This window comes from Arthrobacter sp. 05T45, assembly GCF_056395875.1.
Map to the genome: position 1 here is coordinate 23,187 of NZ_JBFTKI010000030.1, position 14,184 is coordinate 37,370.

Annotated in this window: 9 protein-coding genes; 6 read left to right on the plus strand and 3 right to left on the minus strand. The window is 68.2% G+C overall.

The annotated features are described in order from the left end of the window. Window positions 1-95: 95 nt before the first annotated feature. Window positions 96-1,613 carry a DUF4192 family protein gene (locus AC1DGD_RS19835; protein ID WP_476857965.1) on the plus strand — a complete coding sequence of 506 codons (1,518 nt, stop codon included), beginning with the start codon at window positions 96-98 and terminating at the stop codon, window positions 1,611-1,613. 284 nt (window positions 1,614-1,897) lie between these two features. After that, a complete protein-coding gene (locus tag AC1DGD_RS19840; protein WP_018772396.1) occupies window positions 1,898-3,235 on the plus strand; it encodes an RNA polymerase sigma factor in 1,338 nt (445 codons plus the stop codon). A gap of 257 nt (window positions 3,236-3,492) precedes the next feature. On the opposite strand, the gene AC1DGD_RS19845 is transcribed toward AC1DGD_RS19840, so the two are convergent. Beyond that, window positions 3,493-3,714 (minus strand): DUF7455 domain-containing protein, encoded by a 222-nt coding sequence (locus tag AC1DGD_RS19845; RefSeq protein ID WP_026266251.1) that lies wholly within the window; start codon window positions 3,712-3,714, stop codon window positions 3,493-3,495. 250 nt (window positions 3,715-3,964) lie between these two features. Here AC1DGD_RS19845 and AC1DGD_RS19850 point away from each other — a divergent pair, with 250 nt between their 5' ends. Further along, complete coding sequence (locus tag AC1DGD_RS19850; protein ID WP_018772397.1) at window positions 3,965-6,073, plus strand: DNA gyrase/topoisomerase IV subunit B; 2,109 nt, start codon at window positions 3,965-3,967, stop codon at window positions 6,071-6,073. 39 nt (window positions 6,074-6,112) lie between these two features. Here the strand turns inward: AC1DGD_RS19850 and AC1DGD_RS19855 are convergent, their stop codons facing one another. Both AC1DGD_RS19855 and AC1DGD_RS19860 read right to left on the minus strand, forming a co-directional pair. Further along, entirely contained in the window at window positions 6,113-7,102 is a 990-nt protein-coding gene (locus AC1DGD_RS19855; protein WP_223917105.1) for a M56 family metallopeptidase, read from the minus strand. Window positions 7,103-7,108: 6 nt separating this feature from the next. Beyond that, window positions 7,109-7,495 (minus strand): BlaI/MecI/CopY family transcriptional regulator, encoded by a 387-nt coding sequence (locus tag AC1DGD_RS19860; RefSeq protein ID WP_018772400.1) that lies wholly within the window; start codon window positions 7,493-7,495, stop codon window positions 7,109-7,111. 319 nt (window positions 7,496-7,814) lie between these two features. On the opposite strand from AC1DGD_RS19860, the gene AC1DGD_RS19865 reads away from it, so the two are divergent. The 3 genes from AC1DGD_RS19865 (at window position 7,815) to cydD (ending at window position 14,163) form a co-directional block, all read left to right on the plus strand. Continuing rightward, a complete protein-coding gene (locus AC1DGD_RS19865; RefSeq protein WP_476857966.1) occupies window positions 7,815-9,410 on the plus strand; it encodes a cytochrome ubiquinol oxidase subunit I in 1,596 nt (531 codons plus the stop codon). Window positions 9,411-9,472: 62 nt separating this feature from the next. Beyond that, window positions 9,473-10,522: a cytochrome d ubiquinol oxidase subunit II gene (gene cydB, locus AC1DGD_RS19870; RefSeq protein ID WP_476857967.1), complete on the plus strand. Its 1,050-nt coding sequence runs from the start codon at window positions 9,473-9,475 to the stop codon at window positions 10,520-10,522. An 8-nt stretch (window positions 10,523-10,530) separates the two neighbouring features. Continuing rightward, window positions 10,531-14,163, plus strand: coding sequence for a thiol reductant ABC exporter subunit CydD (gene cydD / locus AC1DGD_RS19875; RefSeq protein ID WP_476857968.1), 3,633 nt, complete (start codon window positions 10,531-10,533; stop codon window positions 14,161-14,163). The last annotated feature ends 21 nt before the right edge of the window (window positions 14,164-14,184 follow it).

A 14,184-nucleotide genomic window follows, 5' to 3' on the forward strand; every position in this document is an offset into this window, starting at 1 on the left:
TGGTTCCGCCATAGTGGTTCCGACTTCGTCGCGGTTATCCACATAGCGCAACCCGGTACTGTCGCCGGGGACGCAGCCGCCGCGAAGCTGGACTTATGACAGCTCCCGATCACCTGAGAATTACCGGCCCCGAAGACATTCTGGGCTTCATCCCGCACTCCCTCGGTTACTGGCCGGAAGACAGCCTCGTGGCCATGACCTTGCAGGGGAAACGCCTCGGAGCCACCTTGCGGGTCGACCTCCCCGTGCCCGGAGACGGCTCAGGCCGGAGGGACATGCTGGCCGGTTTTGCCCGGAATGTCGTGGCCTATCTGCAGGCGGACGACGCGGCTGACGGTTCGCTGCTGGCCTTCTTCACTGACGCTGAGGCCGGCGCCGATACGCAGACGGACAGCGCCGGCGACGGCCATGCGTGGGCGGACCTGCTCAAAGAACTCGAGCTTGCCCTTGAGGCAGCCGGATTGCCCGTGAGGGACGCCTGGATTATCGGTACTGAGTTCTGGCGCAACGCAGACTGCAGCGATCCGGAATGCTGTGGGATGCCCGGCCGTCCGGTCGAACAGATCAGGAACAGCAGGCTCAACGCCGAGATGGTCTACCGCGGCAGCAGCGTCGGCGCGGTCCCCGGCGCCCAGGGGACCACCCCGGCGCCGCTGCCGGTGGACCCCGCGGTGAGCCTTGCCGAGTGCGGCTGGGCGGAGCAATTCTCTCCTCGACGGCGGGACCGGGCCCAATTCGACCAGGTCCTCGACGTCTGGATGATGGCCATGCAGGCCGCCATTGGCCAGGAGCACCTTCCTGTCCCCACCGCGGGTGACGTGGCTAGGGGTGCCGTCCCAGACCCCGGAACCCCCGACCCCGGAACCACCGACGCCGGGACCGACGCCGGAACCACCGGCTCCGGGACCGATGCCGGAACCACCGGCTCCGGGACGCCCGATCCCTGGACCATTGGCCGGCCGCTTCAGCTCTCACCGGAACTCGCCGGCTACCTGCGGGCCAGCCTGTGCATTCCGTCGTGGCGGGACGCGGTCCTGGTGATGGCGGCCGCCGGACGGTCCGCGGCCGAACGCGGCGCCGAGGACTTCGGTATCTTCGACCCGGACCCCGGGTCCGCCGCTTTCCCCGATAACACGCCCGCCTCATGGCTCGGACCGACGCCCAGCCCCCTGCCGGGTCCAATGTCCGGCCGCACTTCCCGCACCAAGTCCGCTCCGCGGACGCCTCTGCCGGTGGCACCCGGCAGCGGCGGGTCCGCCGCCGGCGCCGTGCCTGCTGCCGGGGCTGTTCCCGGTTACGGGGAAGTCCTGCTCGGACTGGCGCCGTCGGTCCCGGACTGGACCCTGATGGGCGGGCTCGAGCGGGTCCTGGAACGGCTCGGCCGTCTTGGTGACGGGGAGGCAACGGCAGCCGCCGTGACGGCGCTGGGCTGGATCGAATGGTGCCGTGGCCGCGGCTCCTACGCCGACGCGCTCTACCGGCAGGCCCTGCAGGGCCACCCGGGGTACAGGCTCGCGGAACTGCTGGCGGAGCTTGGCCGGCGCGGCACCCTTTGCGGCTGGGCTGCCAGGCGGGAGGCGGCCTGGCAGAAGTTTGCCCCGGACGCGGCATGAGGTCCTGACGCGGCGGGCGAAGCCGCCGCGATATCGCCGACCCGGCGTCGCGAAAGGCACCCGGCCTGAAAACCGTGAGACAATGGTTGCCGAGACCCGGTTGGGTCCGTGTATCAAGTGCCCTAAATGTTCCTTGGAAACAGGGAACATTAAGGCCGCGCCAGCAGTTCTACTAAGTGGCTCTGCTGGTCGTGGTTGCACCTGATGTTGAACACGGACTTGACAGGGTCATAGTGGTGTTGCCCGTATGGTGATTCCGCAGACCGCAGCTAGAAAGGTTTTCAGTGACCCCGTCTTCCGCGAAGAAGGAACCCGCCGACCAGGCCGAATTGTCCCCTGAGGAGAAGAAGGCGGCGACCAACGCCAAGCGCGCCGCCACGCGCGCAGCCAACAAGGCTGTCAAGGACGCCGCTTCCGCAGAGGGTGGCGACACCGTAACCGGAGTCGCCAAGCCTGAGCCCAAGAAGCGCGGGCCCAAGCCCGGCGCGAAAGCCGCGGCAGAAGCCGCCGGCAACTCTGCCAGTACGTCTGACGATGACGTCGACGCCGAAGAGGATCTCGACGACATCACGCCCGACGCCGCCGAGCTCGGCGACGAAGTAGAAGGCGAGGAAGTCGCCGGCAAGGCCGCGGCCACCACCGGCTCCGGCTTCGTCTACTCCGACGCCGACGACGACGACGCTCCGGTGCAGCAGGTTATGTCTGCCGGCGCCACCGCCGACCCCGTCAAGGACTACCTGAAGCAGATCGGCAAGGTCGCCCTGCTGAATGCCGAACAGGAAGTAGACCTGGCCCTGCGGATCGAGGCCGGTCTCTTCGCTGAAGAAAAGATCGCAGCCGACGACGGCACCATGGACCCGAAACTCAAGCGCGAGCTCGAATTCGTCATCCACGACGGCAAGCGGGCCAAGAACCACCTGCTGGAGGCCAACCTCCGCCTCGTCGTCTCGCTGGCCAAGCGCTACACCGGGCGCGGCATGCTGTTCCTGGACCTGATCCAGGAAGGCAACCTGGGCCTGATCCGTGCGGTGGAGAAATTCGACTACACCAAGGGCTTCAAATTCTCCACCTACGCCACCTGGTGGATCCGCCAGGCGATCACCCGCGCCATGGCTGACCAGGCCCGCACCATCCGCATCCCGGTGCACATGGTGGAAGTCATCAACAAGCTGGCCCGCGTCCAGCGCCAGATGCTGCAGGACCTCGGTCGCGAACCCACCCCGGAGGAGCTGGCCCTCGAACTCGACATGACCCCGGAAAAGGTCGTGGAGGTCCAGAAGTACGGCCGCGAGCCCATCTCGCTGCACACCCCGCTTGGCGAGGACGGCGACTCCGAATTCGGCGACCTCATCGAGGACTCCGAAGCCGTGGTTCCCGCGGATGCCGTGAGCTTCACCCTGCTGCAGGAACAGCTGCACTCGGTGCTGGATACGCTCTCCGAGCGCGAAGCCGGCGTGGTAGCGATGCGCTTCGGCCTTACCGACGGCCAGCCGAAGACTTTAGACGAAATCGGCAAGGTCTACGGTGTGACACGTGAGCGCATCCGCCAGATCGAATCCAAGACCATGTCCAAGCTGCGGCACCCGTCGCGCTCACAGGTCCTGCGCGACTACCTGGACTAAGCGCCACTGGTCGCAGACCGGGTAAAGGTTCTCAGCAATGCGGGGTCTCTTCCCGCCCGTCCTCACCGGAGGAACGGGCAGGAAGGGACCCCGCATTGCTTTTTGCCGCCGCAGCCGGGTGCACGGCACTTAACCGAACCGGCACCTGACGAAACAGCACTTAACGAATCAGGGCCCCTCCGGTATGGAGGGGCCCTGATGCAGTGGTCTCAGGTCGCCCGGAACCCTGTAGGGCGACGGGCTGAAGCCGGTGCGGTCTAGTCGACCGGAACCGGGGCCTTCTGGTGAAGGCGGTCAGTCTCATCATGCCAGTCTGAACTGAGCGGCTTGAGTGTCGGTTCTACGGCGCGTGCGTGGTGGCCGCAGAAAAGAAGCTCACCGCCGGAGGCACCGAGAACAACTCGGACATATGCCTGTGCTCCGCAACGATCGCACCGGTCTGCGGCGGTCAGTGTGCGGTCCGCAACTGCTGTTGTCATGTTCGGCCTCCTTAGTAGATCGGTATACCTATATAACCAGCATTCGTGGCCAAACCATGGCACGGATGGCCTACTTTCGCTGTCCGCGTATCACGTCTCAGTAACGGCGGGTGGCCGGAGAGCCCCCGCGGGGAGTGGCAGACCGTCGATCACCCGGAGTCCGACTAACCTAGGAAGTGCGTCAAATTCTGTGACTGCCGCCTGCGCACGCTGCGGTGGCTGTCCCGATCCTTTAAGGAGTTCACGACCCGTGGCACCCAGTTCTGATTACACCGCCCGGCACCTCTCCGTGCTGGAGGGCCTCGAGGCCGTCCGTAAGCGCCCGGGCATGTACATCGGCTCCACGGACTCCCGCGGCCTCATGCACTGCCTCTGGGAAATCATCGACAACTCCGTCGACGAGGCCCTCGCCGGCTTCGGCCACGACATCAAGATCATCCTCCACGCGGACAACTCAGTCGAGATCCACGACGACGGCCGCGGCATCCCCGTGGACGTCGAACCGAAAACCGGGCTGACCGGCGTCGAAGTCGTCTTCACCAAACTGCACGCCGGCGGAAAGTTCGGCGGCGGCTCCTACACCGCTTCCGGCGGCTTGCATGGCGTGGGCGCCTCGGTGGTCAACGCGCTCTCGGCCCGCCTCGACGTCGAAGTGGACCGAGGCGGCAAGACGTACAAGATGTCCTTCCGCCGGGGGGAACCGGGCCGGTTCAAGGATCCGGGCACCAAGCCGGACCCCGCGACCCTGTTCGAACCCTTCATCGACGGCTCTGTGCTCGATGTCGTGGGCAAGGCCAAGCGCGGCGTGACCGGAACCCGGATCCGCTACTGGGCGGACCGGCAGATATTCACGCCCGACGCCAAATTCTCCTACGATGACCTCGCCGCGCGTGCCCGCCAGACCTCGTTCCTGGTCCCCGGACTGAAGCTCACGGTCCGGGATGAACGCAGGATTGCCGGCACGCCCGGAGAATCGGGCCCGCATGAAGAGGTCTTCCACCACGACGGCGGCATCTCCGAATTTGTCGACTTCCTCGCCGCCGACCCCGCCGTCACGGATATCTGGCGCCTCCACGGTGCCGGGAAATTCAAGGAAACCGTCCCCGTCCTCGACGAAAAGGGCCACAGCCAGCTCGCGGAGGTCGAACGCGACTGTGAGGTCGACGTCGCGCTGCGCTGGGGGATTGGCTACGACAGCACGGTCCGGACCTTCGTCAACATCATTTCCACGCCCAAGGGCGGCACCCACCAGTCCGGCTTCGAGCAGGCCCTGCTCAAGACCTTCCGCAAGGCCGTGGAGACCAATGCCCGCAAGCTCAAGGCCGGCAACGACAAGATTGAAAAGGACGACATCTTCGCCGGCCTGACCGCGGTCCTGACCGTCCGGCTGGCCGAACCGCAGTTCGAGGGCCAGACTAAGGAAATCCTGGGCACCTCCGCCGTCCGGGCCATTGTGGCCAAGGTGGTGGAACAGGAGATCACCGCGAAGCTGACCTCCGCCAACCGCAACGACAAGGCCCAGTCCGCGCTGCTGCTGGAAAAGATCGTCAGCGAGATGAAGTCCCGCATCTCGGCGCGCGTCCACAAGGAAACCCAGCGCCGCAAGAATGCGCTGGAAACCTCCTCCATGCCCACCAAGCTGGCCGACTGCCGTACCGACGACGTCGGACGCTCCGAACTGTTCATCGTCGAAGGTGACTCCGCGCTCGGCACCGCCAAGCTGGCGCGGTCCTCCGACTTCCAGGCGCTCCTGCCGATCCGCGGCAAAATCCTCAACGTCCAGAAAGCCTCGGTGGGGGACATGCTCTCCAACGCCGAGTGCGCTGCCCTGATCCAGGTGGTGGGGGCCGGTTCCGGCCGCACGTTCGACATCAGCGCCGCCCGGTACGGCAAAGTGATCCTGATGACCGACGCCGACGTCGACGGCGCCCACATCCGGACCCTGCTCCTGACGCTCTTCTTCCGCTACATGCGTCCGATGATCGACGAGGGGCGCGTCTTCGCCGCCGTCCCGCCGCTGCACCGGGTGGAGGTCGTCAACGCCGGCCAGAAGGCCAACGAGATGATCTACACCTACTCCGAGGCTGAGCTCCATGTCCTGCTGGCGCGGCTCGCCAAAGAGGGCAAGCGCTACAAGGAGCCGATCCAGCGGTACAAGGGGCTGGGCGAAATGGATGCCGAACAGCTGGCCGAAACCACCATGGACCCGCGACACCGGACGCTCCGCAAGGTCGGGATCGAGAACGCCAAGCAGGCCGAAGAGACTTTCGACCTCCTCATGGGCTCGGACGTGGCGCCGCGCAAAGACTTCATCATTGCAGGCGCCGCCAATCTGGACCGGGAGCGCATCGACGCCTGACGTTCCGCCGGCGGGGACGGGCTGGCCGGAAGAACGGACTTAGCCGAGCAGGCCGGGGACCAGCAGCAGGGCCGTCGGCACTGCCAGGAGCAGCACACAGCAGGCCAGGACAGCGGCGCGCAGCGGTTCCGACAACGGCGGCTGCGGCGAGAGCAGGCGGCTGACGCGTGACGCCGTCGTGCCCGCCGAGCCGCTGCCTCCGGTGGCGCCGGGCTGGCTGGGGTCGCCGTCGGCCACGCCGGGCTCGCCGAACGCCAGGCGCACCGCGGGGGTGGCCGGGGACCCGCTGGCCACAATGGCAATCGCCCTGATCAGGGTCGCCTTGCTCTCCGTCTTGAGCGCGACGTCGTCGGCCAGCATCTCGATCAGGGAGTTGACCGACTCCTGCGCCAGCCGGGTGGTGGGCAGCCACGGCAGCGCCTGGCGCCACGCGGCGAAGGCCCACAGCAGGAGGTGGTGGCGCTGGCTCAGGTGGGCGTTCTCGTGAATTAGCACGGCACGCAACTCATCGGGCTCCAGGGCGGCCATGAGGCCGTCGGAGAGAACCGTCACGGACCGTGCGCCGCCGGGCAGGCAGTACGCCACCGGCGAGTCCACGTTCAGGACCATCGTCCCCGGGCCGTCGGAGGACGGAGACGCCAGGAGGTCCAGCAGCTCGCGGTGGCGGCGGCGCTGGCGCTGGATCTTGTAGTAGGTCAGCAGCAGGGTAAATACCAGGTGCGCCGTCAGCAGGGCCGCGGCCGAGAGCGCAAAGATGTGCCAGAAACCCAGTTCCGTGGTGGGGGCATTGTGGAAGACCATGCCAGCCAGCGCCCGCAGGCCGGAGAGCAGGTTGTCCCCGACCGGCTCGAGCCCGTAAACCAGCATGGCGCCGATCATGGACAGGCCACCGGCCAGCGCGATCGCCTGCCACAACAGCATCGCCGTGAAGGGGGAGCGGGCCGGCCACTGGGCACGGGAGAGGAGGACAGGCACCGGCCACGCCAATGCTATCGCCAGGACCGCCAGAAAATATGAGGTCCAGAACATCGGGCGCTAGCTGCGGCCCAAAAGCTTGCGCAGGGTTTCTGCCTCGTTATCCGTGACGGAACCAATGAACCGGGCCAGGACGGCTTCGCGGTCCGGAGCGGAGCCGAGGACCTCGTGCATGAGTTCCGCGGTGTGGTCCGCACGGCTCGAGACGGCCTGGTAGCGGTGAGGGCGGGTGCCGCGTTCGCGTTCCACCAGACCCTTCCGCTCAAGGCGCGAGAGTACGGTCAGCACCGTGGTGACCGCGAGGTCTTTGCCCACGTGTCCGGCGCTGCCGTCCTGGGGCTGGGTGCTTTGTGCGAGGAGGTCCCGCAGAGTGTTGGCTGTCGCAGCTTCTTGGCCTGCCCAGAGCAGGTCCATCACTGCCCGTTCCAGTTCACCGAGACTTGCCATTGCGTACATCCTTCTATGCCTGCCGCGCCGGCGTCATGCTGGGAAACTGCTGGTGCCTGCCGGGGCGGTGTGTGTGAATACTTCGTTTACAAATTTACCGCGTTTTGCGCATTCTTTCTACATGAAGTAGAACACGGCCGCCCGGCGTGTCGCGCCGCCGACCCGGGGTGGCGGGAGAGGGCCTTTGTTCCATTGCAGGCCGTGACGTGCCGTGGGAGTCTGGGTTACGGGGAAGCGACGATGTGTTCTACACTCTGTAGAAGAATTACTTCTACGCCACGTAGAAGTTGCTCGGACCTAGCCAAAAGTAGGGACTGCCTTGGACGCCTTGGAAATCGCACGCTGGCAATTCGGAATCACCACGGTCTACCACTTCATGATGGTGCCGCTCACGATCGGCCTCGGGCTGGTGGTGGCTGTGATCCAGACGCTCTGGTACCGCACCGGCAAGCCGGAATATCTGCGCATGACCAAGTTCTGGGGCAAGCTCTTCCTGATCAACTTCATCATGGGCGTGGCCACCGGCATCGTGCAGGAGTTCCAGTTCGGCATGGCCTGGAGCGAGTACAGCCGCTTTGTCGGTGACGTCTTTGGCGCCCCGCTGGCCCTGGAAGCGCTTTTGGCGTTCTTCGTCGAGTCAACCTTCCTGGGCCTGTGGATCTTCGGCTGGAAACAGCTCAAGCCCGCCGTCCACCTGGCCTGCCTCTGGATCGCCGTCATTGGTTCCGTCTTCTCGGCCTACTTCATCATCGTGGCCAACAGCTGGATGCAACACCCCGTCGGCGTCGAAATGGTCAACGGCCGGCCCGTCATGACCGACGCGTGGGCCGTCTTCACCAACAACACGGCCCTGGTCGCCGTGCCCCACACTCTCTTCGGCGCCCTGGCCGTCGCCGGCGGGTTCCTGCTCGGCATTGCCTGGTACCACCTGTGGCGCCGCCGCCACGACGGCATCGACACCATCGGGGCCGACGGCAAGGTGATCCCCGGCGAAGCCGCCGGCATCCTCGGCCGGGACCGCAGTGACCACACCGTCTGGATCCGCTCGCTGAGGATCGGCGCCGTCGTCGCCATGATTTCCTTCGCGGGCACCGCCGTCACCGGAGATCTGCAGGGCAAGCTCATGTTCGAGCAGCAGCCCATGAAGATGGCCGCCGCCGAGGCGGCCTGCCATGATGGCACCGGCTTCTCGGTCCTCAGCGTCGGCAACCTCGGCGCCAAGAACTGCGATGACATCGTGGCCGTGATCGAGGTCCCCGGCATCCTGTCCTTCCTGGCCAAGGGCGACTTCACCACGGAGGTCAAGGGCGTCAACAGCCTGCTGGGCGAGTACCAGGCCAAGTACGGCACCACCCTGCCGGACAACCCCATCTACGGGGACCGCGCCGGACAGCAAATCCAGTACGTGCCCGTCATGGAAGTCACCTACTGGGGCTTCCGGATGATGATCGGCTTCGGCGGCGTGGCCGCCCTCGCCGCCCTCCTGGCACTGTGGGCAACCCGCAAGGGAACCGTGCCGGCCTCCCGCGGCCTCATGCGCCTGGCGGTGTTCGGGATCCTCGCACCGTTTGGTGCCAACGCGGCGGGCTGGATCTTTACCGAGATGGGCCGCCAGCCGTTCGTCGTCGCCCCCAACCCGGACCCCAGCGGCATCGACCAGGTCTTCATGTTCACCGCCGCGGCCGTCTCACCGGGAGTCTCGGCCGGAGAGATCCTGACCTCCCTCGTGGTCCTGACCTCCATCTATGCTGTGCTGCTGGTGGTGGAGGTCAAGCTCCTGGTCAAGTACATCCGCGGCGGCGTGGCCTCGGCCATGCCGGAACTTGTCCACGCCCCCGTTGACGAAAACGAGGACAACACCCCCCAGGGCGGTCCCGGCAAACCCGACGACGACGTCCTGGCGTTCGCCTACTAGGCGCCCGCCCGGCAACCCACCACCCAGCAACCCACACGAAAAATACGCAGAGGATTCTCAGCATGGAACTGCTACCCACCATCTGGTTCGTTGCCATCGCGGTGCTGTGGACGGGCTATCTCTTCCTCGAGGGCTTCGACCTCGGCGTCGGCATGCTGATGAAGGGATTCGCCCGGAACAACACGGAACGCCGCGTCCTGATCAACACGATCGGCCCGGTCTGGGACGGCAACGAAGTCTGGCTCCTGACCGCCGGCGGCGCCACCTTCGCGGCGTTCCCGCTCTGGTACGCCTCGCTGTTCTCCGCCCTGTACCTGCCACTCCTGCTGGTCCTCGTGGCGCTCATTTTCCGGGCGGTCGCCTTCGAATACCGCGGCAAGGTGGACAACCCCCGGTGGCGCGCCCGCTGGGACTGGGCCATCTCGGCAGGGTCGTTCGTCGCGGCCTTCGGCGTCGGCGCCGCACTGGCCCTGACCACCACGGGACTGCCGCTGAACGCCAACGGCGACCGAGAGGGCGGCCCGTTTGCCTGGTTCAGCGGCTACGCCGTGCTCGGCGGGCTCGCCGTCGTCGGTTTTTCCCTCCTGCACGGTCTCGGGTTCCTGGCCCTGAAGACCGACGGCGAGGTACGCCACCGGGCGCGGGCCTGGTTCGTCCGGCTGCTGCCCGTGCTGCTGCTGCCCATGGCCGGCTGGGCGGTGAGCCTCCAGCTCCTCAGCGGCGAGGCCTGGACCATCGCCGCCGTGGTCGGCGCCGTCGTCGCCGCAGTCCTGGCGTGGAATTTCGCCCGCAAGGGTGCCGAAGGCCGTGCCTTCATGTCGCTGGGTGCCTTCCTCCTGCTCGGCAGCGCCTCCATCTTCGGTGCCGCCTTCCCCGTGGTCCTGCCGTCCACGCTGGATCCCGCGTTCAATCTCACCGTCTCCAACGCCTCGTCCTCGGACTACACCCTGGGCCTGATGAGCATTGTGGCCTGCATCGGGCTGCCGCTGGTCCTGGCGTACCAGGCCTGGACGTACTGGGTGTTCCGGCGCCGGGTGAGCGCAGCGCATATCCCGGAGGCGCACAGCTTCCTTCCCGCGATCGCCGCCAAAGCGCTGGCACCGAAGGACTAACTTCCCAGATGAGACCGTTCCCCGCCGGCCCCTCGACCCGTTCCGCCCTCTACCTGCTGGGACTGCTTGCCGCCCTGAAAGCCCTCTCGCTCGTGCTCATGGCGCAGGCTGTGGCATCGATGCTCGCCGGGCTCGCCGCTCATGACCCCGCCTGGGCAGACCAGCTGGTTCTGGGCGCCGCGGGGGCGGTGCTGCGCTCACTGACGGTGTGGGGCCAGTCCGTGGCCTCACGCCGGGCGGCGCTCGGAGTGAAGGAGGAGCTGCGCTCCCAACTGCTGGAGCAGGCGCTCAGGAACGGCACGCGGTCTGCCGGGCCCGCCGACGGCGGCCTCGCCGTGCTGGCCACCCGGGGGCTGGACGCCCTGGATAGCTACTACACCCAGTTCCTGCCCGCGCTGGTGAACTGCGCGGCCATTCCGCTGCTGCTGGGCGCCCGCATCCTGTTCGCCGACTGGGTCAGCGCCGTGGTGATCGTGCTGACGGTGCCGCTGGTGCCGCTGTTCATGATCCTGATCGGGCGGTACACCGAGGAACGTGTCAGGGACGCCCAGTCCGCGCTGGCACGGCTCTCCGGGCACATGCTCGAGCTCGCCAAAGGCCTGCCCGTCCTCGTGGGCTTGGGCCGGGCCTCCGCCCAGCGCCAGGCGCTGGAGGACATGTCCGAGGAATATCGTTCCCGGACCATGGGGACTTTGCGCACGGCCTTCCTTTCCGCCCTGGCCCTGGAGCTCATCTCGACGATTTCCGTGGCGGTCGTCGCCGTGTTCATCGGCGTCCGCCTGGTCCACGGCGACATGGCGCTTGAGGCAGGGCTGCTTGCGCTCATCCTCGCTCCCGACTGCTACCTTCCGCTTCGGGAGCTCGGCACCGCACACCACGCCAGCGACGACGGCCGGGCAGCCCTCGCCGAAACCACAGCGGTCCTCGCGGACCCCGGAGCTGCGCCCCTGGATCCGACGCCGGCCTCCGGTCCTGCCGGCCCGCCCGCCGTCACCGTGGACGGACTGATCGTCCGCTTCGGCGGACGCACGGACACCGCCGTCGGACCGTTGAGCTTCACCGCCGCCGCCGGCCAGATCACGGCACTCGACGGTGCCAGCGGCGCCGGCAAGAGCACCGTGCTCGGAGTCCTCGCCGGGACCATCGGGACGGATGCAGGGACCGCCGTGTCCGGACGCCTCGGAGGATTCACGACGGCGGATCTCGCCTGGGTGCCACAGCATCCCGTCATGTTGGCTTCCACGGTGCTGGACGAGATCCGCCTGTATCTCGGCGTTCCCGCCGACGAAGCCGACGCCGCCACGGCCGGCACCGAGGCGGGCGCGGAAGCCGATGCGGCAGCGCAGCGGTGCCTGGCAGCCGTGGGCGCGGGGCACCTGGCGGCCAAGCACCCGGCCGAGCTGAGCCCGGGGGAGCTGAGGCGGGTTGCTCTGGCCCGCGGGCTGGCGAGGATCGAGGCCGGCGCCCGCGTACTGCTCCTGGATGAACCCACCGCCCATCTGGACCGGGGATCGGCCACACTGGTCAATCGGGCCCTCGCCGGGCTCCGGGGAAAGGTCACCGTGCTGCTCGTTGCGCACGACCGGCACACCCGGGACCTTGCCGACACTCTCGTCGCGGTTACGCCGGGCGCCGGCGGCCACCACGGCGGTGAACTTCCGGCCCTCGTCCCGCCACTGCCGGCATCCGCCGGGGGAGAGCCGGGCGTGCAGGCGGCGGCCACCCGGGCGCCCTTCCTCGTGGACGCCGCGGCGCCGGGCCAAAGCCAGACCCCGGACCCAACCCCGACCCCGGATCCGGCCCCGGGCCGCCCCGAAACCGGCCCCGCTCCTGCCGCGGCCGCCGGTTCGGTCAGCTCAATCGGCTCCGGCCCGTCCGGCCCGTCCGGTTCGGTCACTGCCCAGTTGCGTCGCCTGCTGGCCCCGGTCAAGGGCCGGTTCGCCGCCGCCGGAGCCGTAGGCACGTTGGCGGCCCTGTTCGCCGTCGCCCTCGCGGGGCTGTCCGGCTGGCTCATCATCCGGGCCAGTGAACAGCCGCCCATCCTGTACCTGCTCACCGCGATCGTCGGCGTGAGGTTTTTCGGCGTCGGCCGGGCGTGCCTGCGGTACTCCGAGCGGTTGCTGCTGCACGATGCCGTGTTCGCCGCCTTGACCCGGCTCCGGGGCCGGCTCTGGGAGTCGCTGAGCCGCCGGGCGCTGTCCCTGCGCCGGCTCCTGCAGGGCGGCAACGTACTCGGCACGGTGGTGGACGACGTCGACACGGTCCGCGAGCTTTTGCCCCGCGTCGTGCTGCCGCCCGTGACCGCCGTCGCTGTCGCCGCGGCCGCAGTGGCCGGGATCGGACTGCTGCTTCCCGCTGCGCTGCCTGCCGTGGCCGCGGCAGCGCTGCTGAGCATCGTCGTTGCCCCCGCCCTGGCGTTGGCCGCCGACCGCATGTCTGCCGGCACCGAACAAAACCTCCGTTCCGGCGTGCTCCGTCACGTTGCCGCAGCCCTGGACGCCCGCGCGGAACTGCACGCGAACGGCGTCAGCGCCCCCGTGCTCAATGCGATTGGCCGGGCGGACCGGGCCGCGACGGCAGCCTCACAACGGTCGGCATGGGCGGAAGGTCTCGGCCAGGCCCTGACCGTCCTGGCCTGTGCCGGGGCCGCCCTGGCCAGCGCCGTGCTGGCCGCCCCGCTCGCCCTGAGCGGCGCGGTCGAACCGGAGACTGTTGCCGTCGTCGTCCTCGTGCAGCTGGCCCTGGTGGACCCTTACGCAGCCATCACCACGGCCGTGCGGCAGTATCCCGCGCTGCGCGCCGTGATGCGGCGGATCGGCGCGGCAGGAGTCCTGGAGGCGGGGGCGGTCAGTGACGCGGACGGCGGTGCCGCAACGGGTGGACTGGTGCCCGTGGCTTCGCGGCCCGGCGGCCTGCCAGGGATTGAACTCGTGGACCTCGCTGCCGCGTGGCCTGGCGGCGGAAATGTCTTCAGCGGACTCACGGCCGAGGCCGGCCCCGGGCGCTGGCTGGCCGTCACCGGCGCCTCCGGCTCCGGCAAGTCGACCCTGCTGGCCACGGTCCTGGGGTTCCTGCCGGCGGCCGGCGGCCACCTGTACCTGAGCGGACGCGCCGCCTGGTGCCCGCAGGAGGCACACCTGTTCGATTCGACCATCCGCGGCAACCTTCTCCTGGCGCGGCCGGAGCCAGCTCCCGCCAGGACGGAGAGTGCGCGGCGTGGACCCGGCGGCGCCGTGGTGGCCAACGGGGACGAGCAGATGCGGGCTTCCCTCGACGCCGTCGGACTCGGCCCGATGCTGGCCCGGCTTGAGGCCGGCCTGGACACCCGGATCGGCCCGGGCGGGGCCTTCCTCAGCGGCGGAGAGCGTACGCGCCTGGCCGTTGCGCGCACGCTCATGACCGGGGCCGACGTCATCCTGCTCGATGAACCGACGGCGCACCTCGATGCGGAGTCAGGCAGGCTCATGCTCGCCGAATTGCGCGACGGGCTGCGCGACCGGACCGTTGTCCTGGTCACCCACAACCCGGACGATATCGACGCCGCGGACACCAGGCTGGACCTGGACGCCGCAGCCGCGGCTGCCGCCGTGGGCGCCGCGGGCGAGGGTCCAGCGGCCGCGGCCGTGCTGGCGCGCGGGTAACCCGCCTATTAGCCTGTTGCC